The sequence below is a fragment of the Streptomyces cacaoi genome, from assembly GCF_006539165.1.
Taxonomy (GTDB): domain Bacteria; phylum Actinomycetota; class Actinomycetes; order Streptomycetales; family Streptomycetaceae; genus Streptomyces; species Streptomyces cacaoi.
This window is the reverse complement of the sequence record NZ_BJMM01000004.1, coordinates 258,974-280,836: the sequence shown is the minus strand read 5'-3', so window position 1 is coordinate 280,836 and position 21,863 is coordinate 258,974. Positions and strand designations below refer to the sequence as shown.

Below are 21,863 nucleotides of genomic sequence, written 5' to 3'. Positions count from 1 at the left end.
GCCCTCAGTCGAGGGTCACTCCCACTCGATGGTCCCCGGGGGCTTGCTGGTGACGTCGAGGGTGACGCGGTTGATCTCGGAGACCTCGTTGGTGATGCGGGTGGAGATCCGGCCCAGCACGTCGTACGGCAGCCGCGACCAGTCGGCCGTCATGGCGTCCTCGGACGAGACGGGGCGCAGCACGACCGGGTGCCCGTAGGTGCGGGCGTCGCCCTGGACGCCGACGCTGCGGACGTCGGCGAGGAGGACGACGGGGCACTGCCAGATGTCGCCGTCCAGGCCGGCGGCCGTCAGCTCCTCGCGGGCGATGGCGTCGGCCTCGCGCAGCAGGTCGAGCCGCTCGCGGGTGACCTCGCCGATGATGCGGATGCCCAGGCCGGGGCCGGGGAACGGCTGCCGCTGGACGATCTCGGCGGGCAGCCCCAGCTCCTGCCCGACCATCCGCACCTCGTCCTTGAACAGCTTGCGCAGCGGCTCGACCAGCTCGAACTCCAGGTCCTCCGGGAGGCCGCCGACGTTGTGGTGCGACTTGATGTTCGCCGTGCCGGTGCCGCCGCCGGACTCGACGACGTCGGGGTAGAGCGTGCCCTGCACCAGGAAGGCGACCGGCTCGTCGCTGGGCGCCTCGGCGACGATCTCCGCCTGCGCCTGCTCGAAGACCCGGATGAACTCCCGGCCGATGATCTTCCGCTTCTGCTCGGGGTCGCTGACCCCGGCCAGCGCGCCCAGGAACCGCTCGGAGGCGTCGACGACCTTCAGCTGCACCCCGGTGGCCGCGACGAAGTCCTTCTCGACCTGCTCCGTCTCGCCCTTGCGCATCAGCCCGTGGTCGACGTAGACGCAGGTCAGCTGGGTGCCGATGGCCTTCTGCACCAGCGCCGCCGCCACCGCCGAGTCCACACCGCCGGACAGCGCGCAGATCGCCCGCCGGCTGCCGACCTGGGCGCGGATCGCCTCCACCTGCTCGTCGACGATGCTCTCCGTCGTCCAGGACGGGGTCAGGCCCGCGCCCCGGTACAGGAAGTGCTCCAGCTCCTGCTGGCCGAAGGTGGTGTGCATCACCTCGGGGTGGTGCTGGATGCCGTACAGCTTGCGCTCGTCGTTCTCGAACGCGGCGACGGGCACCTCGTCCGTCGAGGCGGTCACCGTGAACCCGGCGGGCGCCTCGGAGCAGGCGTCGCCGTGCGACATCCACACCTGCTGCTCGACGGGGGTGCCCTCGAACAGCGTGGAGGCCGGCTTGCTGACCGTCAGCCCGGTGCGGCCGTACTCGCGGCTGCCGGTGTTGTCGACGGTGCCGCCGAGGGCCTGCGCCATCAGCTGGAAGCCGTAGCAGATGCCCAGGACGGGCACGCCGGCCTCGAAGATCTCGCGGTCCAGCGAGGGGGCGTCCTCGGCGTACACGGAGGACGGGCCGCCCGACAGGATGATCGCCTTCGGGTTCTTGGCGAGCATCTCGGAGGCGGGCATGGTCGAGGGCACGATCTCGCTGTAGACCCGGGCCTCGCGCACGCGGCGCGCGATGAGCTGGGCGTACTGCGCGCCGAAGTCGACGACGAGGACGGTGTCCGGAGCGTTCTCGGACGAGGTGGGAGCCACGAAGCTGCCTTTCGGCGGTGATGCTGGGGTGTGCTCCCGATGATAACGGCCCCCGCGGGACACCCGGACGGCCGAGCAGGCGGCGCCCCGGAGCAGGCACGTCGCCCCACCGGCTCCCGCCCGCGCTCCCCCGGGCTCCCGCCCCGGCGCCCCCCGCGCACGAGCCCCCACCGGGCTCCGACCCGGCCTTGGTCCTCCCCGGGGGCCGGGGCATACTGGCTCCCATGCGCACACAGACGGCCTTCTGGTTTTTCTATGGCAGCACCGGTCCGACCGGCTGCCATGGCCGTCCTGTGTGAGCCAACCGACACAGAACCTCCAGGCGCCCCGGACCCACACCGGTCCGGGGCGTCGTCGGTTTCCTTCGGTTCCCGGGCCGGAACGGCCCCCGGGCCGCCCGACCGACCGATCGAGGAGTACACACCCCATGCAGACATCTGCCACCGAAGCCCCGGCGGCCTGCGCGGCGCCCGCCGCGTCCGGCGCCCCCGAAGCGGCCGACGACGTGCAGGGCCCGGAAGGTCTCATCGCCGCCGAGCGGGCCCGGATCGACGAACTCGACGCCCGGATCATCGATCTCGTCCGGCAGCGGATGACGATCTCGGAGACGATCCAGCAGGCCCGGATCGCCGCGGGCGGCCGCCGCCTCCACCTCTCCCGCGAGATGGAGATCCTCGACCACTACAGCCAGGAGCTGGACCGCCCCGGCCGCGAGCTGGCGATGACGCTGCTGGGCCTCTGCCGCGGCCGCTGACCCGGCGCCGCACCCCGGCCGGCAGGGCGCGAACCGGCCGGTCGGCACCCTCCGCGGCGGCACCGCCACGGAGCGCCACGGCCCCGCCGTGCACAGCCCGCGGCGGGGCCGTCCCTCCTCACCCGTACGGAGCGTGACCGCCCCGGAAGGGCTTCGTTGGACGGGGTGTCCCTGATGTCCGCCGGGCGCCCGGCGGCCGATGGGGCGGCGTCACCGGAGCGATGAGACGCCCGTCCGCCCCGCGAGGGGCGGACCGGAGGTGTCGTGGGACCTCGCTCCGGTGCTGTGACCGGTCAGCAGGGGACAGCAGCCCGGTCACGACAGCGGCCGGTCCCGAGGACGCTCAGGACCGGCCGCTCCGCGGCCCCCTTCACGCTCGCCCCTCTCTCTTCCCTCCCCCGTCCAACGCCCTTCCCTCCGCCGCGCGTTGGCATCGCCCGCCCCACCGACATTGGTTCCACCGGTGCCCGCGCAGGACGGGCCGGCGGCCCGACTCCCCACGCTCCGCAGGCCGTTCACCACCGGAGACACCGGTTCCGACTGCGTCGAAACGGTTGCGCACGGCGAAGGGCATCGCGCACGATGCTGGGAGTGCCTCGCAGCACTGCGCACGGCCTCCGTTCCCGTTCGGGAACGTGTGGGCCGCGCACCACCATTGGTCTGAACCACATACGGCGGCGCTACCCCCCGGCGCCGCACCTCAGCGCGGACGCTGCCCTGACGTCCGTGCTGACCGCCAAGGGCCCCGAGCAGCCGCCACCCCACCCGGCCGGCACTCGGGGCCTTTGCAGTGGCGGGGCCCTGCGCAGGGGCCCCGCGGCGGCACGCCGCGGGGCGGCGGCTCACCTCCCGCCGGCTGCCCCCTCGGCGCCGTCCCCGTCACGCGGGGCCTCGGGCGCACCGTCCACGCGCGCCCGCGGCACCTCGGGGACGGGCAGCACCGGCAGCCGCAGTGCGCCGAACGCGCCCTCGGGGACGGCCGGTCGGGCCGGTGCGACGGGGCCGAGCCGCCGGTAGGGCTCGTGCTGCGCCGGGCGCGGGTCCGGCTCACCCTTGTTGGGCCAGAACGACATGGCGCGCTCGGCCTGCGCGGTGATCGTGAGCGAGGGGTTCACACCGAGGTTGGCGGAGACGGCGGAGCCGTCGACGACGCTGATGCCGGGGTGCCCGTACAGCCGGTGGTAGGGGTCGATGACACCGTGCTCCGGGCTGTCGCCGATGGGGCAGCCGCCGAGGAAGTGCGCGGTCAGCGGAGTGCCCATCACCTCACCGATGTTGGTGCCGGCGAAGCCGTTGATCTCCTCCGCCAGGGCCCGGGCCGCCTCGGCGCCCTCGGGAATGTGCACCGGGTTGGGTGCACCGTGTCCCTGACGGGCCGTCAACAGGCCCTTGCCGAGGCCCTTGTCCTTCCGGTAGGTGGTCAGGGAGTTGTCATGGGTCTGCATCACCAGGCCGATGATGATCCGCTCGGACCAGTGGCGCGGCGACATGGACCGCACGAACTGCGCGGGATGCGCGAGGCAGTTGAGGACGTGGGCGAGGCCGCGCGGCAGCGGGGAGTTCTGCGGGACCTGGAGCGTGGTGAGCGCGCTCAGCGTGTTGGAGCCCTTGCCGTAGCGGACGGGCTCGATGTGCGTGGTCTCGTTCGGGTGCACCGAGGAGGTGATGGCCACGCCCTTGCTGAAGTCCAGCTCCGTGCCCCTGCCCCACTTCCGGTGGAAGCGCCGGGGGTAGGTCTGTGCGCCCACGAGGGCCTCGGAGTTGGTGCGGGTCAGCTCGCCCAGCCGGGAGGAGAGCCGGGGCAGGGTGCCCGCGTCGCGGATCCGGTGCAGCAGGCTCTGGGTGCCGTAGGTGCCGGCGGCCAGCACCACCTTGCGGGCCCGCAGGATCCTCGGCCGCGCCTTCCGCCGGTCGGTCCGCACCACCGCGACCTCGTACCCGGCGGTGTCGTCGTGCCCGTCGGTGCCGTCGGCGGACGCCCCGGCCCGGGCGGGTACGCGCTCGCGGATGCCCTTCACCGTGGTCAGCGGGTGGATCACCGCACCTGCCTGCTCGGCCAGATACAGATAGTTCTCCATCAGGGTGTTCTTCGCGCCGCGCCGGCACCCGGTCATGCACTCGCCGCACTCGACGCACGCCCGCCGCTCCGGCCCGGCGCCGCCGAAGTACGGGTCCGGCACGCGCGTTCCCGGCTCCACCCGGTCCATGCCCCCGGCGTCCTGCCCGTCGCCGAAGAAGACGCCCACCGGCGCCATGTGGAAGCTGTCGCCGTAGCCCATCCGGTCGGCCGCCGCCTTCAGATGGACGTCCGAGGGCGTCGTCGTCGGGTTCAGACGTACGCCGAGCATGCGCCGGGCCTGGTCGTAGTACGGCTCCAACTCGGCCTGCCAGTCGGTGATGTGGCCCCACTGCTGGTCGGTGAAGAACGCCGGCGGCGGTACGTACAGCGTGTTGGCGTAGTTGAGCGAGCCGCCGCCCACCCCCGCTCCGGCCATGACCATCACGTTCGCCAGCAGATGGATGCGCTGGATCCCGTACAGCCCCAGCGCCGGAGCCCACAGATAGTTCTTCAGGTCCCAGGAGTTGCGCGGCAGTTCGTCACGGCCGAACCGCCGGCCCGCCTCCAGCACCCCGACCCGGTAGCCCTTCTCCGCCAGCCGCAGGGCCGACACCGCGCCGCCGAAGCCCGATCCGACGACCAGCACGTCGTAGTCGAACGGCCCGTCGCCGGATCCGCCGGCGTCCTCGCGGACACCGGCGGTCCCGGTGCCCTCGGGTGCCTCGGCGTCCGTCCGCTTCCGGGCAGGGGTGGGCTGGGACACGGGTACCTCCGGTTCGACGGTGAACGAGCGGGACGGTGAACGGGCGGGACGGGCGAGGCGGGCGGGCCGCGCGAGGGGACGGGGGCGGACGGCGGCGGGTGGTGTGCCCCCGGGAGGGGTCAGCGGAAGCGGAGCACCTTGAGTACCTTGAGCGAACGGGACATGAACGCGGCGTACTTGGCGTCGTCCATGCCGAGCGAGGGTGCCATCGGCAGCACCCGCTGATGGGCGACGGTCTGCGGCTCGGTGTACTTCAGGATGCCCTCGGAGCCGTGCCGCCGGCCCAGGCCCGAGTCGCCCATGCCGCCCATCGGCGCCTGCGCGCTGCCGTACGCCGCGGCATAGCCCTCGTTGACGTTGACGGTGCCGGTCCGCAGCCGGGCCGCCAGCTCCCTGGCGTGCCGGCCGTTGCCGCTCCACACGCTGGAGTTGAGCCCGTAGGGGGACGCGTTGACCAGCTCGACGGCCTCGTCCTCGTCGCTGAAGCGGTAGACGGAGACGAGCGGGCCGAAGGTCTCCTCCCCGCACACCGCCATCGGGGCCTCGACGCCCTCCAGGACGGTGGGCTCGAAGAACAGCGGACCGACGTCCGGCCGCGCCCGGCCCCCGGCGAGCACCCTCGCCCCCTTCTCGACGGCCTCCTCCACATGCCGTCGCACGGTCTCCAACTGCCGCTCGGAGACGAGCGATCCCATGTCGGCCCCGTAGGCGAGCCCGGTGCCCAGCCGCAGCCCGCGGGTGCGGGCCAGGAACCGCTCCAGGAAGGCGTCGGCGACCGACTCGTGGACATAGAGCCGCTCGATCGAGATGCACAGCTGCCCGGCGGAGGAGAAGGCGCCGCGCACCGCGCCGGCCGCGGCCTTGTCCAGGTCGGCGTCCGCCAGCACGATCATGGCGTTCTTGCCGCCCAGCTCCAGCGAGCACCCCACCAGCCGGGCCGCCGCACGCCGGGCCACCTCGCGGCCGGTGCGGGTCGAGCCGGTGAACGAGACGTAGTCGCCGCGGTCGGCGACCTCGGGGCCGACGACGGGCCCGTCCCCGATCACCACCTGCCACACCTCGGGCGGCAGGCCCGCCTCGATCAGCAGCTTGCGTGCCCACAGCGCGGTCAGCGCCGTCTCCGTGTCCGGCTTCATCACGACCGCGTTGCCCGCGGCGAAGGCCGGCAGCGCGTCGCCCACCGACAGCTCGAAGGGATAGTTCCACGGGGCGATCTGCCCCACCACACCGCGCGGATGGCGCAGTTCGGTGACCTTCGTCAGCCCCGGTATCGCGCCCGTGTGCCGCTTCGGCCGCAGATAGCCGGGTGCCTTGCGGCCGTAGTGCCGGGCCGCGACGGCGACGGCCTGCACCTCCTCGTGCGCGTGCAGCCGGGCCTTGCCCGTCTCCAGCTGGATCAGGTCCAGGACCTCCGACTGGCGGGCCAGCACCAGGTCGTGGAAGCGCAGCAGCACGGCGGCCCGCTGCCGCACCGGCACCCGCGCCCAGGCGCGCTGTGCCGTGCGGGCGGCGGCGAACGCCGCCTCGACGTCCTCGGGGGTGGACTCGGGCAGCTCGGCGAGCACCTCGCCGGTGAACGGAGTGTGGCTGCGCGTCGTACCGCTGCCGGCCACACCGCGGGTGAGCGCCGTCACCAGCTCCGGGGTGACCACGTCGCGGGCCGTGCGGGAGCCCGTCGGCACGGGGGCCACCGGGTTGCGGCCGCGTTCGTCGTCAGGGCTCTGACCGGGGGTTTCCGTCTGCGGGCCGGTGCTGTCCTGCGTGTCCGTCATGGATCGAGCGTACGGCTCACGCAGCACGCTCGTATACCCGGCGGTAACCGGTTTTCACCGAATCCGCCACCGTCCGCCGGCGCGGTCCTCAGCCGAGGACACGGGACAGCGCCCGGGCGAAACCGTCGTGGTCGACCGGTGCGTCGGTGGCGACGAGCGCCGCGTAGCCGATGAGCGCGGCCAGGGCGAACTCGGCCTCGTCACGCGGCGCGGGCCGCCCGCCGCCGTCGGCCCCGCCCTGCTCGATCAGGCCCGCGAGCTGATCGCGGAGCGCGGCGTGCCGCCGCGTGGCGACGGTCGCGAGGGAGTCGTCGGTGACCGCGCTTCCCCAGATCTGGGTGACCAGCCGCGCCTGTTGCAGCCCCTGCGCACGGGGGTCGACCTGCCGCCGGAGCGTCTCGACGGACTCGGCCGCGGTCCCGCCGAGAGCCGGCTCCCCGTCCCCACCTGCGGCTTCCGTCGTTCCCGTGGCTTCGGTGCCCCCCGTCGCTTCCGCGGCTCCCCCGCCCTCCTCCCCGCACATCGCGAGCACGAGATGGCTCCTGCTCGGGAAGTAGCGGTAGACCGCCCCGGCCGACAGGCCCGCGGCGGCGGCGATGTCCGACATGGAGGTGCGGACGAAGCCCTTGTCGGCGAAGAGTGCGCGTGCGGCCGTGAGGATCTCTTGACGCCGGGCATCGAAGTAGGCCGCCGTGACTTTCGGCAAAGTGAATAGCCCTTCACTTTTCTGTTACGGTAACTGCCGTCAGCGAACCCGCGCTTCGGCTCCGGCCGGTCACCGTCCCGCGGTGCGGCTCGGTACCGGACAGATCCTGACGGCCGGGCCGGACGGTCCGACGCTTCCCACTATGCCCGCTGCCCTGCCCGCACGCCGTCGAACGGTGCCCGCCCCGGCAGCCCCTGCTCTGAGGAGCCCCCATGCGCATACTGTTCTCCAGTACGCCCGCCTTCGGACACCTGTTGCCGATGCTGCCGCTGGCCGCCGCGGCCCGGAGGGACGGTCACGAGACGGCGTTGCTCAGCCATCCGTCGATGGCCGGGGTCGCGCCGATGCCGCTGCTCCCGGCAGGCCCGAGCCTCCCGGAGGCACTGGAGGACGTCGCCCGGCGCTCCGGCGTCGACGCCATGCAGGACGCCGCCGGGCCCGTCGAGTTCTTCATCGAGTCCCGGGTGGGCCTCGGCGCGCGGGCCGCGCTCGCCGCCGCCACCGACTTCCGCCCCGACCTCGTCGTCGCCGACCAGGTCGACCACCTCGGGCCGCTCGCCGCCGCCGCGCTGGACGTCCCCTGGGTCGCACACGGCGCCGCCCTGCCGACCGACGCACGGCTGGCCGCCGCGCTCGACCGGGCCGCCGCCGCACGCTTCGCACAGTACGGCGTGGTGCCCACGGCTCCGCTCGCGTATCTCGACCCGTGGCCCGAGAGTCTGCTGCGCGAGGGCTACGCGTTGCCGGCCGAGCGGATCGCCATCCGTCCCGAGCCGCACTCCGACGACACCGACGCGTGGACCCGGCCGCGGTTCGCGGAGGACCGTCCGGTGGTCCTGGTGACGCTGGGCACGGTCGTCGAGGACTCCGTCGCCCTGGCCGCGATCCTCGACTCGCTGGCGGAGCTGGGCGTGAACGTCGTCGTCGCCCCGCACAGGGCGTCGGACGCCGAGGGCTGGCAGGGCGACTCGGACCGCGTGCACTTCGCCGGTTTCGTGCCGATGCGGCAACTGCTCGACGGGGTGGACGTGGTCGTCTCGTCCGGCGGTGCCGGCAGCGTGCTCTCCGTCCTGAGCCAGGGGCTGCCGATGGTGCTGCTCCCGATGGGTCTGGACAAGCCCGTCAACGCGGCCAGGGCGGCCGAGGCGGGCGCGGCCGTGGTCGTCGACAGCCCCGAGCAGATCGCTCCGGCGGTCACCCGGCTGCTCACCGACCGGGCGACGGCCGACGGCGCCGCCGCGGTGGCCAAGGAGATCGCGGCGATGGACCCGCCCGAGGAGGTACTCGCACTGCTGACACGGCGCCTCGGGTGGACGAAGCCCTGAAGGGGGCCGGTGCGAGCCCTGACCGAGCCCTGAGCGAGCCCGGGAAAAGCCTGAGCGAGCTCTGAACAAGCCCTGGAACGGCGCCGGGTGAGCACGGTCACGACGGCGGGGAGGGGGACCGGAGCGTCGGGGAGGCGCACTCACCGGGTGGCGCGGTAGGTGTCCGCGACGGCCTCGAAGTGCCGGTCGATCTCCTTCTTCTGCGCCTGCGACCCCATGACGAGCAGCACGTGGTAGCGCCCGTCGAGGATCATCGCCCGGTTGCGGGCGTACACCTCCCGCCCGCTGCCGTCCTTCCAGGAGAACTTCCCCTCGGCCATGGCCGTTTCGCCGACGTCGATCCGCCGGGTGCCCGTCGTGGTCGCCCAGTCCGACGCGCGGTAGGCGGCGAGTTCGGGCTCGTCCCGGCTCTGGTAGACCATCGGGTCCTTGCCGTACTTCGCCGTCGTGTCCCGCCCGGCGGCCAGCACCATCTCCACCTGGCCGCCGTTGTAGTGCACTTCACCCCGGCTGCCGACGGTGCGCCTGTCCCACTTCTCCGGAACGGCCACCCGGAAGCCCGCCGGGTCGTTGCCCATCTTGTACCCCTTGGGCACCCGCACGGCCGCCGAACCCGACCCGTTCCCGGACCCCTTGCCGGAATCCTTGCCGGACCCCTTGCCGGACTCGTGGCCGGACCCCTGCTCCGGGCCCTTGCCCGCCTCCGAGCCCGGCTCACCGTCCGGATGCTCCTTGCCGCCGGACCCGCCGTCCGCAGCACCGCCGTCCTCGGAGCCCTCCGGGACGACGACCGAGCCCTTCTGCTGCTCCACCCCGTCCTCCCGGCCGGGCATGAACCACGTCGCGTAGGCCACCGCGCCCGCCGTCCCGACGAGGACGAGGCCGACGAGGACCCGGCCCAGACGGCGGGGCCGCCGGCCCGCGCGGGCCCCGCGCACATCCCCACCGTCCCCCTGGGGCCGGGGCTCCGGCGGCTCGGCCGGCTCCGTGAACAGCTCGGACAGCCGCTCCGGTGCTTCCTCCACCGGCTCCGCCGGAGCCTCCGTCCGGGGGCGCGCGGCCCGCTCGGCACGCTCCGCACGCCGACGGCGCCGCCGGCGCACCAGTTCGCCGCGCCGCCGCACGATCGGCAGCCGACGCGGATCGGCCGGCTGCCCCGGCTCCAGCGAGGGCGGTGCCGCGACGATGCGCAGCCCTATGTCCGGCTCGGGCGCCGAGCGGATCAGCGAGCGCAGCCAGCCCCGGAGTTCCTCGAAGTCGGGCCGCTCCGTGGGGTCCTGGCGCATCAGCGACTCGACGACCGGCCGGAGCGGACCGCAGTCCTCGGCGAAGGCGGGCGGCTCGGCGCACACCATCTGCACCAGCTCGGCCGCGCTGTCCTCCGGATACGGCGCATGACCCTGCACGGCGCGGAACAGCAGCGCACCCAGCGCCCACAGATCCGCCGCGGGACCGACGGGCGGTGCCAGCCGCCAGTTGTCGTACACCGGCCCCGCCTGCTCGGGCGCCCAGCGCTCGGTGACCGGCCCGACCATCGTCATCCGCGCATGCCGCGCGCGCTCGGCCGCGAGCGCCGTCGTGGGCCCCCGGTAGCGCCCCGGCTCACCGCCGCCGTCCGGCAGCCCCCAGGGCCGCCCGGCCTCGCCGTCCCCGTCGAACCCGCCGTCGCCGTCGATCTCGTCGAACCCGCCGAACCCGTCGGGCCCGCCGAACCCGCCGCCCGCGCCGGTGTCGCCGTCCGCCGCGTCCCGGAGGCTCTCCTCCGGCGCCGCGCCGCCCCCGCCGTGCGGATCCGCGTACGTCTCGGGCCCGGCCGACTCCGCCTCCCCGCCGCCGGGGCGGCCCTTGGCGAAACGCACCTCCGGCTCCGCACCGCCCCGCCCGAGGGCGTCGTCCGCCCCGGAGGCATCGGCGTGCCCCGAGCGCCGGGGGCCGTACGCCCCGGGGCCTGCGCCGTCGCCACGGCCGTCGCCCCAGCCGTCTTCGCCGGGCACGGTGTACGCGTCGTGCCAGGGCTGCGCCCGGCTCCCGGACGCGGTCGCCTCGTATTCCCCGTCCACGCCGGACAGTTCGCCCCCGGGCCCGTCCGGCGCCCCGCTTCCGGCTGCCCCGCCCGGCGTGCCGCCGGTGCGCGCGCCGCCCGTCGACCACGGGGCCGGGACACTGCGCTGCCCCGCTGCCCGTGCGTCCCCGGGCAGCGCCGTCGGGCCGGTGCCCGGCGCCGGACGGTGCTCCGCCTCTCCGTACGGACCGACGGCCCGCGGCCCGTAGATCTCCTCGCGCTCGACGCCCCGGCCGCCGCCCGGGAGCGTCTCCGGCAACACCTCGTCCTCGCCGGAGGGCAGCCAGCGCACATCGTCGTCCAGCGCGCCCCCGGGGCCGCCGTGCGACGGCTCGCCGGAACCGGGAGGCGTCGCCCACCAGTCCGTGCCGCCGCCCTGTCCGGCGGACGCGGCGGAGCCGGAGCGGCCCGGGCCCGCGCCGCCGTCGCCGTGGCCACGGCCGGAACGCCGGGCGCCGTCACGGTCCGCCGTCGCACGCCGTGCGCCCTCCCGGTACGCCGCGATGGCGCCACGCCGGGCAGCCCGCGCCGTCACCTCGTCCGACGTCTCGTAGCCGTGCGCAACGGGCGGCCCACCGGCCCGGCGCCCGCGGCCGGCACCACCCGCCGCCCCTGCCCCGGGCGGCTCCCCGTACCCACCCGGCCCGCGGCCGTCCTGCCCACGTGGCCCGAGGAGCCGATGAGCCGGGCCGCCGTCCTCGCCGGACGCGTCGTGTTCACCCGGGGCGTCGTCACCGCCGGGGGTGCCGTGCCCGGCCGCATCGCCGCGCGCCTCCGGCCCGTTGAGCCCGCCCGGGGTGCCGTACCGGGCGGGGCCGTCGAGACCTCCCGGAGCGCCGGGACCGCCCGCCCCGCCGCGCCTGCCCGGGCCCCCGAGGCCCCCCGGCCCGACGAGACCGTCCGGCCCGTCCAAGCCGTCCAACCCGTCTGCGCCGTCGAGGCCGTCGGTACCGTCGAGGCCATCGAGGGGGGCGTCCTCCGGTGTGACGCCGTCGAAGCCGAAGATGCCGCGGCTGCGCGCATCGCTGCCGAGCGCGGGGCGCGCCCCGGATCCGCGCGGCCTGCCGTACGCGCCCGCCCCGGGACTCGCGCCTCCGCGCCGCACCTCGTCGGACTCGGGGCCCACCCGGTGCTCCGCGCCGCCGTACGGGCCGGGCCCCTGCGGGGCGAAGCCGTGCGGGCCGGATTCCCTGGGGACGAGACCGCCCGGAACCGTGCCGTACGGCGGCGCCCCCGGCGGTTCCGGTTCCTCGCCGTACGGCGGAGCGGACGGGTCCACCGGGTGCGGAGCCGTCGGGTGCGGGCCCGCCGGGTACGGAGCCGTCGGGCGCGGGCCCGCCGAGGACGGGGCCACAGACGGATCCACAGACGGGTCCACCGGGTACGGGCCCCCGGCATACGGGGACGCCTGGCCCTCCTGGCCGTACGGGAGTTCGTCGCCGGGGCGCGGGGGCGGATCGTCCTGCCGGGCGACGAACCCCTCGGGCAGCGCTCGGCCCGTCCAGGTGGAGGGGCCGGGGGCCGGGGCATTCGGCGCAGGCTCCCCGCCCGGCCGGGCCGGGGAGGGGCGACCGTGCGGGGCGGCGTCCTCGGCGGAGGCCGACGGGCCGCCGGAGGCCGACGGGGTGCTTGAGGCGGACGGGTCGCTGGAGGCGGACGGGTCCGTGGGCTGCGGAGCTGCTCCGCCCGGGTCCTCGTCGCGGGCGGCTGCGAGCGCGTCCCGGGCGGCGGACATCCGGTCGCGCGCCGCGTCCGCCCCCGCGCCCGCCGCGCGCGCCCACGGGGCCGACGGCGTACCGGAGCGCCCGGGCGGCACCTCGGTCCCGGACGCGTCGAACTCCTCCTGCGCGGCCTCCGGTGCGGCCTCCGACGGGACCTCGGGAGAGTCGTAGGGCGGGGCTGTGTGCGGCGAACCGTGCGCCGGGGACCGCGGGGGCGCGGACCGCGGCACCACGCTGCCGCCCACGGGCGGTGCCGGCGGCGCGCCGGACTCCGGCAGCGGGTCGTACCCGCACAGCGCCTCCTCGGCGGCGCCCACCGCCAGCCCGGTCAACAGCGCCCGCCCGTCCTCGCAGATGAGCACGGTGCGCGCGGTGAGGTTGCGGTGCGTCCAGCCGTGCGCGTGCACGACGCGCAGCGCCGCGAGCAGGTCGGCGGCGATCTCGGCGGCGCGGTGGGCGCCCAGCGGACGATCGGCGAGCAGCGCGGCGAGCGGGCGCGCGGGGACCAGTTCGCTCACTATCCACAGCCCGTCACCCTCGACGAACACGTCGAAGACCTGATCGAGCCGGGGGTGGTCGGGAACGCGGGAGGCGGCGACGGCCGCCTCGACGGCGCGGCGGACGACCGGGTCGGCGGGCCGGCGTGTGGCACGCCCGGGCGAGCCGTACAGACCGCCGCCGGGCGGAGCCGGGTCGACGGGCTCTCCCGGCCCGGAATGCTCGAAGCGCTCGAACCGCTCGACGACTTCGGCGTCGACCACCTCCGGCAACGGCACCTGCCGGGCGAGCACTTCCTGCCCGCTCGCGGTGTCCCACGCGAGGGTTTCGGCGAGTTCGTGTGCGTCGGAGGGCGCGCCCGGCAGGCGATAGCGGTCGGCGAGCAGTCGGCCCGTGTACTCCCCGTACTCCTCCACAGCGCCTCCCCTCGCGCGTGAGACCGCCAACTCCGTTCTCTCTCCGCCACGTTGCGGATGCTGACGGGCTGCGCCCTTCACGATACTCCGGCCGTCCGAGCGCACCGCAGCCCGCCGAAAGGTCCCGCCCCTCGGCCTGGGGCGTGCGCCCGCCCCCGCCCGGCGTCTTCCCCGCATCCTCCCCCCGAAAAGGTGAAGGAACGCCGGTTCCTTCCGACGAAACCGCGAAGAACGGGCGTCCGGGCGCCCGACGCGGACGGCAGCGCAGAACGCAGGACGTCTGTCAGGCACAACGCGTACGCCACATCAGGCGACATCCGTAGGGGCATGCTTCGCTGGGCGCAATCCGTACGGCAAAGCTCGTAGGGCAGGTTCGGCAGCCGTAGGGCGAGTGCCGTACTCGACCGGCGAGTTCCGTCCGCGTGGAACGCGTGCCGCACACATAGGGCGACTGCCGTAGCCGTACGGCGAAGCCCGGGGGGACCGTAGCCGTACGGCGAAGCCCGGGGACCCCACGCACGCGCCGAAGCCCCGGAGAGCCCCGGCGCGGACATCAGCCCGGCCCCGGGGACATGGGCCCACACACACGGAATCCGACCCGGCCGCACCGCCCCGTCCGGATCGGCCGCACCGCCCCGTCCGGGCCGGACAGAGAGCGGTCGAACCGCACCGGAAGGCAGCCCGGCGGAGCCGGAACTCAGCCCCCCGACGCGGAAACCCGCCCCCGGGCGGCGCTCGGTCCGGCGAAGGGAGAACTCGGCCCGCCGGACGGGAGGAGGCAGCCTGTCGGAGGGGAGGACGCGGCGGTCGGGCGGAAGGGCTCAGTCCGCCGGGCGGAAGGAGGCGAAAGCCGCGCGGCGCAGTGTCGTGCAGGGCTTGTCGTCCCAGCCGTCGGCCTTGCACGTGATCATGATCGCGTAGCCGCGGCCGCCGTCGACCTTGAAGCCCCGGTTGAGCACCCGCACCCGCGTGCCGTTCTCGTCCCGCGTGAACTGCCAGTCGGCGACGGTCGGATAGCCGCGCCACTGGTTCTTCTCGATGCCCAGCGGCCGGTAGCCGTCGCTGGCGCCCTTGACGGCGGGCTCCAACTGCCGCCAGGACTTTGCCGCGTCGGCGGCCGGCTTGTTGTTGAAGTCCACCTGGATCTTGGGGAGCCCGCCGCCGGGCCGCGAGTACTTGCCGCCGGAGTTCTGCCCGGCGATCCCGGTGCGCTCCCAGCCCTTCGGCAGCGACATGGAGAAGTGGAACCGGTCGTCCGACACCTTGGCGTACCCCGGGGGCGTCCCCGGCTCGGCCGCCGGCTCGTCCTTGCCGTCGCCCTGCTCGCCGCCGGACTTCTCCCCGCCCTCGGCGGAGCCGTCGTCGGACTTCCCGTCCTCCGGGGCGCTGCCGTGCTCGCTCGTCGCCTCGGCCTGCGCGCCGCCCTGGCCGCCACGGCCGGCGCCGTTGTCGTCGCTGTCCCCGCTGGCGCTCGTCGCGACCACGATGACGACGATCAGGACGATCACCGCGACCACGGCAGCCGCGCCGATCGCCATCGTCCGGCGCGGAATCCCCTTCCGCAGCTCGGGCAGCTCCCGCAGATCGCGCAGCGAGGTGATGGCCCCGCTGCCGCCGGTCTCGGGCGGCAGCGCCCTGCTGCCGGAGCCGGTGCCGAGCCCCGTCGAGGACGTGCCGGACGCCCCGCCCTGCCCGCCGTTCGCGCTGTCGTCCTTGCGGAAGGACGGCCGCGAGCCGCCGGACGCGGACGGCAGCGGCTTCCCCGCACCGGGTCCCGCGCCGGGCCCCGAAGCGGAAGCACCGGAAGCGCCGGAAGTCCCGGACGCGCCCGAGCCGGAGGAGCCGGAGGTCGTCGGGGCGGCCGAGGGCGGCGGCGTCGTCGGACGGGGCGGCACCGAGGGCGCGGGCGGCACCCCGGCCGCGGAGGCGCGCGTGCCCCGTGCGGCGCCGGACGCGGCGTCACCGGCCTTACGGGAGCGGCCGGAAGCCCCGCCGGAGGCCGCGCCCGCGGAGCGCGTGCCCCGCGACGAGGCCGGGCCGGAGCCGGCGGCCGGGCCGGAGCGCGCTCCGGCGCCGGCGGACGGCGAGGAGCCGGACGCACCGGCAGCGGGGCCGCCCGCGTCGGCGGCCCGCGTGGAACCGGCCGCTGCGGCGCCGCCGGCGGCGTTCCGTACGGACTTCAAGGCGTCCCGCAGCCGCTCGCCCGAACCGCTGCCCGGCGCACGCCGCTTGCCCCGGCCGTTGCCGGAAGCGGCACCGCCGCCGGAGCCGCCCCGGCCGGTGGACGGACCGTCACCGCCTGCCGGGACGGGGGTGGGCAGCACCGAGGTGCGCTCGGAGTCGGCGCCGCGCGCGGGCGCGCTCGTCAGCCCGGACGCCACGGGCTGGAGCAGCCGCCGGGCGCCGTCCACGTCGAGCCGCTTGTCCGGGTCCTTCACCAGCAGTCCGGCGATGACCTCGCTCAGCTCGGCGGCGTTGGCCGGGCTGGGCACGGGCTCGGTCATCACGGCCGTCAGCGTGGAGATCGCCGAGCCCTTGTCGTAGGGCGGGCGGCCCTCCACGGCGGCGAACAGCAGCCCGCCGAGCGACCACAGGTCCGCCGGCGGGCCCGGGGGCTTGCCGCGGGCGCGCTCGGGCGAGATGTAGGAGGGGGCGCCGACGAGCATGCCGGTGGAGGTGACGGAGGGGTCGCCCTCGACCTTCGCGATACCGAAGTCGGTGAGCACGACGCGGCCGCTGCCGTCCTCCAACAGCACGTTGGACGGCTTCACATCGCGGTGCAGGATGCCCTCGCGGTGCGCCGCGCGCAGCACATCGAGAATGGCGAGCCCCACCTCGGCGGCGCGCTGCGGGCTGAGCGGGCCGTCCTCCTTGATCTTGTCGGCGAGGGAGCGGCCCTCGACCAGTTCCATCACGATCCAGGGACGGCTGTCCTCGTTGACGACGTCGAAGACGGTGACGGCGCTGCCGCTGCGGATCCGGGCGATCGCCTTGGCTTCGCGCAGGGTCCGGGTGATGAGCCGCTGCTTCTCCTCGTCGTCGACCGACGAGGGGAACCGCAGTTCCTTCACCGCCACGCGCCGGCCGAGGATCTCGTCCTCACCACGCCAGACGGTGCCCATACCACCGCGCCCGAGGACCTCCCCGAGCCGATAGCGCCCGCCTACCAGCCGTCCCGTGTCCTCGCTCATGAATCCCCTTGTGTCCCCTCTGCGTGCCGCCCCCGGCAGAGCCTTCATTGTGAACCATCGCTCTGACAAGACGTGTACGGGGGCAGCACAGTTACACCACAGCCCCACCACTTCTCACAGCGCTGCTCACCGTCAACACCGGTGACGGCACGGGCCGGTTCGGGACCAGCCCTACGGGGGACCCACGAGGCGGCGGTGTCGGCAGCGGGGCCCCGACCTGCGGGACCGCCGCGGACCGCCGCCGGGCTACAGGGGGACGATGTCCGGGGCGCCGAGCCGGGCCGCGTCCGCGGTCTGGTCGTCGGGCTGAAGCTGGGACTCGCGTTCGGCCTCGACGCGCTTCTCGTAGTGGGCCACCTCACGGTCGACCTGGCCGGCGTCCCAGCCGAGGACCGGGGCCATCAACTCGGCGCACTCGCGGGCGCTGAGCGTCCCGCGGTCGAAGGTCTCGATGGAGATCCGGGTGCGCCGGGTCAGCACGTCGTCCAGATGGCGAGCGCCCTCGTGCGTGCAGGCGTAGACGATTTCGGCCCTGAGGTAGTCGTCGGCGGCGGGCAGCGGCTCGCCCAGCCGGGGATCCTCGTCGATCAGCGCGAGCACCTCGTCGGCCATCGAGCCGTAGCGGCCGAGCAGATGCTCGACCCGGGCCACGTGCAGCCCGGCCCGCTCGGCGATCCTGGCCCGGCCGTTCCACAGCGCGTGGTAGCCCTCGGCGCCCGCCAGCCGCACCTCCTCGGTGACGCAGTCCGCGACGTTGTGGTCCAGCCCGTGCACGGCCTCGTCGACGGCGTCCTTGGCCATCACCCGGTACGTCGTGTACTTGCCGCCCGCGATCACCACGAGCCCCGGCACCGGATGGGCGACGGTGTGCTCCCGCGACAGCTTGCTCGTCGCCTCCGACTCCCCCGCCAGCAGCGGGCGCAGCCCCGCGTAGACGCCCTGGACGTCGTCCCGGGTGAGGGGCACCGAGAGCACGGCGTTGACATGGTCGAGCAGATAGTCGATGTCGGCGCTGGACGCCGCCGGGTGCGCCTTGTCCAGGTCCCAGTCGGTGTCGGTCGTCCCCACCACCCAGTGCCGCCCCCACGGGATGACGAACAGCACGCTCTTCTCGGTGCGCAGGATGAGCCCCGTCGAGGAGTTGATGCGGTCCTTGGGGACGACGAGATGGATGCCCTTGGACGCGCGGACATGGAACTGCCCCCGCTCGGCGATCAGTCCCTGGGTGTCGTCCGTCCACACCCCGGTCGCGTTGACGACCTGCTTGGCGCGGACCTCGAACTCGCCGCCCTGCTCCAGATCCTCGATGCGGGCGCCGACGACCCGCTCGCCCTCGCGCAGAAAGCCGACCACCCGCGCACGGTTGGCGGCGAGCGCCCCGTATTCGGCGGCCGTGCGCACCAGCGTGGCGACGAACCGGGCGTCGTCCACCTGTGCGTCGTAGTACTGGAGAGCGCCCACGAGCGCGTCCTTCCGCAACGCCGGTGCCACCCTCAGGGCATGACGCCGCGTGAGGTGCCGGTGCGTGGGCAGCCCCCGCCCGTGCCCGGACGAGACCGACATGACGTCGTACATCGCCACACCGGACCCCGCGTACAGCCGCTCCCAGGCGCGGTGTTGCAGCGGATACAGAAACGGCACGGGCTTGACGAGGTGCGGGGCGAGGCGCGAGAGCAACAGCCCGCGCTCCTTGAGCGCCTCGCGCACCAGCGCGAAGTCGAGCATCTCCAGATAGCGCAGACCGCCGTGGATGAGCTTGCTGGAACGGCTGGACGTGCCCGAGGCCCAGTCCCGGGCCTCGACGATGCCGGTGGCCAGCCCGCGCGTCACCGCGTCCAGGGCCGTACCGGCGCCGACCACGCCGCCGCCGACCACCAGCACATCCAGTTCGGTCTCGGCCATCGACGCCAGAGCCTGCGCACGCTGCTCCGGTCCCAGTGCCGCTGTCCTCACTGCTGCCTCCCATGGTGCTCGCGTCGTCGCCGCGTTCCCGGTCGACCGGGTGCCCCCTGGCGCTGCCTCGATGGTCCCCCATTTCCACGACTTTGGCCGCTCGTCGGCGAGCGCTGCACGGCTAATCCGACATATCTGTCAAATAGGCCCGTAACCTTAAAGCGCGCTGCTCACCACCGCGGCGCCGCCCCGAAAAGCCCGTACCGCCCGACCTCCCGTGCCACCCACAGCCCCGTGCCGCTCCGACGCCCCGCGCCGTCCGCGATCCCGTGCCGTCCGCGACTCCGCGCCGTCCGTGACCTCCACAGCTCCTCCCGGCCCGCCCGGGACAACAGGGGAAGGAAAGACCGCTGTCATGCCCGCAGACCTCGCCGTTCTCTCACTCGCCCATTCGGGGCTGCCGCTCGCACAGGCCGCCACCGCGAGCGGAATCGGCACCATCGGGTACGACCCCGACGAGGCGGCCGTCAGCGGTATCGCCGCCGGCCGCCCTCCGGGGGACGGACCGCTCACGGCCGCCGACGTCCGCCGGATGCTCGCCAAGGGATTCCGCACCAGCACCGACCCCGCCGTCCTCAGCCGGGTACGCACCGCCGTGATCTGCGCGCCCACCCGGCTCGGCGCCGACCGCACCGTCGATCTGACCGCCGTGCACACCGCCGTCCGCACCCTGGCGGCCCGGCTGCGCCCGCGGACGACCGTCATCATCGAATCGAGCGTCCACCCCGGCAGCACGGAGGACGTCATCCGCCCCCTGCTGGAGGAGGGCTCCGGGCTGCGCGCCGGCCGCGACTTCCACCTCGCGTGCTCGCCCAGCCGGATCGACCCGGGCAACCGCGAGCACAGCTACCGCAGCATCCCCAAGGTCATCGGCGGCCTCACCCCCGCCTGCACCGAGGCCGCCGCGGCGTTCTACGGACGGCTGTCCGACAAGGTCGTCCGCGCCCGCGGCCCGCGCGAGGCCGAGACCGCGAAACTGCTGGAGACGAACTACCGGCAGGTCAACATCGCGCTGATGAACGAAATGGCCGTCTTCTGCCACGACATGGGCATCGACCTGTGGGACGTCGTCCGCTGCGCGGAGACCAAGCCGTTCGGCTTCCAGTCCTTCCGGCCGGGCCCCGGCGTCGGCGGGCCCGGCGTCCCCATCGACCCCAACCACCTCACCCAGCACGGGCGTTCACTCGGCCACCCGCTGCGCATCGTCGAACTCGCGCGGGAGGTCAACGCCCGTATGCCGCGCTACGTGACCCAGCGCGCCGCCGCACTCCTCAACGAACACGGCAAATCCGCCCGCGGCGCACGCATCCTGCTGCTCGGCGTCACCTACAAGCCCGACCTCGCCAGCCAGGAGGGCGCCCCCGCCCGCGAGATCGCCGCCCGCCTCGAAGAGCTGGGCGCCCAGCTCAGCTACCACGACCCCTACGTCCCCCGGTGGCACGTGAACGGCCGGCCCGTGCCCCGGGCCGACGGGCTGTACGAGGCCGCCGCCGGTGCGGACCTCACGGTGCTGCTCCAGAACCACCGCACCTACGACCTCCAGGGCCTGGCGGCCAAGGCACAGCTCCTCCTCGACACCCGCGGCGCGAGCCCGGCGGGCGCCGCACACCGCCTCTGATCCCCCGCACCCGGACGGGACGGACCCGGCGGCGAACGGGACGGCGCACACGCGGGCGCCGTGAGCGGGCCGGTGCCCGACGCTCACGGCGCCCGCGTATGCGAGAACCCGGAGAACCCTGGAGAACCCTGGAAACCCCGAGAACCCTGAGAACCGGGTGAACCCTGAGAACGGGGTGGACCCGGTGAACCGGGCAGCCGGAGAACCCGACCGCCCGGCCGGCTCAGCGCGAGGGGCCGATGGTGACCTCGACGCGCTGGAACTCCTTCAGCTCGGAGTACCCGGTGGTGGCCATCGCCCGGCGCAGCGCACCGAAGAAGTTCATCGCCCCGTCCGGCGTGTGCGAAGGACCGAGCAGCACCTCCTCCAGGGTGCCGACCGCGCCGAGGTCCACACAGCGCCCGCGCGGCAGCTCCTCGTGCACGGCCTCCATGCCCCAGTGCCGGCCGCCGCCGGGCGCGTCCGTGGCCCGGGCCAGCGGCGAGCCCATCATGACCGCGTCCGCCCCGCAGGCGATCGCCTTCGGCAGATCCCCGGACCAGCCGACGCCGCCGTCCGCGATGACGTGCACGTACCGCCCGCCGGACTCGTCCATGTAGTCACGCCGCGCCGCGGCCACGTCGGCGACGGCCGTCGCCATCGGCACCTGGATGCCCAGCACGTTCCGCGTCGTGTGCGCGGCACCGCCGCCGAAGCCGACCAGCACACCGGCCGCGCCCGTCCGCATCAGATGCAGCGCGGCGGTGTACGTGGCACAGCCGCCGACGATCACCGGAACGTCCAGCTCGTAGATGAACTGCTTCAGGTTGAGCGGCTCGGCGGCCGAGGACACATGCTCGGCGGAGACGGTGGTGCCCCGGATGACGAACAGATCGACGCCCGCGTCCACCACGGCCTTGGAGAACTGGGCGGTGCGCTGCGGCGACAGCGCCGCGGCCGTCACCACACCCGAGTCCCGGACCTCCTTGATCCGCCGGCCGATCAGCTCCTCCTTGATCGGCTCGGCGTAGATCTCCTGCATACGGCGGTTGGCCGTGGCCTCGTCCAGCTCGGCGATCTCCGCCAGCAGCGGCTCCGGATCCTCGTACCGCGTCCACAGCCCCTCCAGGTTGAGGACGCCGAGGCCGCCCATCTCACCGATGCGGATGGCCGTCCGGGGGGAGACCACCGAGTCCATCGGCGCGGCGAGGAACGGCAGCTCGAAGCGGTAGGCGTCGATCTGCCACGCGATGGAGACCTCCTTCGGATCGCGGGTACGCCTGCTCGGCACCACGGCGATGTCGTCGAAGGCGTACGCCTGCCGCCCGCGCTTCCCGCGCCCGATCTCGATCTCAGTCACGAATGTGGCCCTTCTCTACGGTTACCGCCCCAGTATCCCCGACCGCCCCCACGGCCCCACGGGCCCCATCGTCCGCAGACACCGGGG

At 74.5% G+C, this 21,863-nt stretch carries 11 protein-coding genes; 3 read left to right on the top strand and 8 right to left on the bottom strand.

Going from position 1 to position 21,863, the window contains the following annotated elements; all coding sequences use genetic code 11:
• Nucleotides 1-15: 15 nt before the first annotated feature.
• On the bottom strand, nucleotides 16-1,599 hold the full coding sequence (guaA, locus tag SCA03_RS06680) for a glutamine-hydrolyzing GMP synthase (protein ID WP_030874711.1): 1,584 nt from the start codon (nucleotides 1,597-1,599) through the stop codon (nucleotides 16-18).
• A 427-nt stretch (nucleotides 1,600-2,026) separates the two neighbouring features.
• On the opposite strand from guaA, the gene SCA03_RS06675 reads away from it, so the two are divergent.
• Nucleotides 2,027-2,353, top strand: a complete 327-nt coding sequence (locus SCA03_RS06675; RefSeq protein ID WP_141275249.1) for a chorismate mutase — start codon at nucleotides 2,027-2,029, stop codon at nucleotides 2,351-2,353.
• Between the two features lie 842 nt (nucleotides 2,354-3,195).
• Here the strand turns inward: SCA03_RS06675 and SCA03_RS06670 are convergent.
• From SCA03_RS06670 to SCA03_RS06660, 3 genes are all read right to left on the bottom strand, one after another.
• Complete coding sequence (locus SCA03_RS06670; RefSeq protein WP_078872713.1) at nucleotides 3,196-5,175, bottom strand: GMC family oxidoreductase; 1,980 nt, start codon at nucleotides 5,173-5,175, stop codon at nucleotides 3,196-3,198.
• A 119-nt stretch (nucleotides 5,176-5,294) separates the two neighbouring features.
• On the bottom strand, nucleotides 5,295-6,947 hold the full coding sequence (locus SCA03_RS06665) for a succinic semialdehyde dehydrogenase (protein ID WP_141275248.1): 1,653 nt from the start codon (nucleotides 6,945-6,947) through the stop codon (nucleotides 5,295-5,297).
• An 88-nt stretch (nucleotides 6,948-7,035) separates the two neighbouring features.
• Nucleotides 7,036-7,653 carry a TetR/AcrR family transcriptional regulator gene (locus tag SCA03_RS06660; protein WP_086818211.1) on the bottom strand — a complete coding sequence of 206 codons (618 nt, stop codon included), beginning with the start codon at nucleotides 7,651-7,653 and terminating at the stop codon, nucleotides 7,036-7,038.
• Nucleotides 7,654-7,865: 212 nt separating this feature from the next.
• Between SCA03_RS06660 and SCA03_RS06655 the strand changes: the two genes are divergently transcribed.
• Entirely contained in the window at nucleotides 7,866-8,978 is a 1,113-nt protein-coding gene (locus tag SCA03_RS06655; RefSeq protein WP_086818210.1) for a glycosyltransferase, read from the top strand.
• 140 nt (nucleotides 8,979-9,118) lie between these two features.
• Here the strand turns inward: SCA03_RS06655 and SCA03_RS35680 are convergent, their stop codons facing one another.
• The 3 genes from SCA03_RS35680 to SCA03_RS06635 form a co-directional block, all read right to left on the bottom strand.
• A complete protein-coding gene (locus SCA03_RS35680) occupies nucleotides 9,119-13,675 on the bottom strand; it encodes a serine/threonine kinase C-terminal domain-containing protein (protein WP_218037774.1) in 4,557 nt (1,518 codons plus the stop codon).
• Between the two features lie 821 nt (nucleotides 13,676-14,496).
• On the bottom strand, nucleotides 14,497-16,866 hold the full coding sequence (locus tag SCA03_RS06640; protein WP_086816812.1) for a serine/threonine-protein kinase: 2,370 nt from the start codon (nucleotides 16,864-16,866) through the stop codon (nucleotides 14,497-14,499).
• A gap of 246 nt (nucleotides 16,867-17,112) precedes the next feature.
• Nucleotides 17,113-18,819, bottom strand: a complete 1,707-nt coding sequence (locus SCA03_RS06635) for a glycerol-3-phosphate dehydrogenase/oxidase (RefSeq protein WP_030874724.1) — start codon at nucleotides 18,817-18,819, stop codon at nucleotides 17,113-17,115.
• A 355-nt stretch (nucleotides 18,820-19,174) separates the two neighbouring features.
• Here SCA03_RS06635 and SCA03_RS06630 point away from each other — a divergent pair, with 355 nt between their 5' ends.
• Nucleotides 19,175-20,437: a nucleotide sugar dehydrogenase gene (locus SCA03_RS06630; protein ID WP_030874726.1), complete on the top strand. Its 1,263-nt coding sequence runs from the start codon at nucleotides 19,175-19,177 to the stop codon at nucleotides 20,435-20,437.
• Nucleotides 20,438-20,660: 223 nt separating this feature from the next.
• Here SCA03_RS06630 and SCA03_RS06625 read toward each other — a convergent pair whose 3' ends face one another.
• A complete protein-coding gene (locus tag SCA03_RS06625; RefSeq protein WP_030874728.1) occupies nucleotides 20,661-21,776 on the bottom strand; it encodes a GuaB3 family IMP dehydrogenase-related protein in 1,116 nt (371 codons plus the stop codon).
• Nucleotides 21,777-21,863 lie beyond the last annotated feature (87 nt).

Bases quoted from the DNA above. Each gene is read 5' to 3' on its own strand.
- SCA03_RS06675 (WP_141275249.1), top strand. From the start codon at position 2,027: ATGCAGACATCTGCCACCGAAGCCCCGGCGGCCTGCGCGGCGCCCGCC.
- SCA03_RS06630 (WP_030874726.1), top strand. From the start codon at position 19,175: ATGCCCGCAGACCTCGCCGTTCTCTCACTCGCCCATTCGGGGCTGCCG.
- SCA03_RS06665 (WP_141275248.1), bottom strand. From the start codon at position 6,947: ATGACGGACACGCAGGACAGCACCGGCCCGCAGACGGAAACCCCCGGT.
- SCA03_RS06655 (WP_086818210.1), top strand. From the start codon at position 7,866: ATGCGCATACTGTTCTCCAGTACGCCCGCCTTCGGACACCTGTTGCCG.
- SCA03_RS06640 (WP_086816812.1), bottom strand. From the start codon at position 16,866: ATGAGCGAGGACACGGGACGGCTGGTAGGCGGGCGCTATCGGCTCGGG.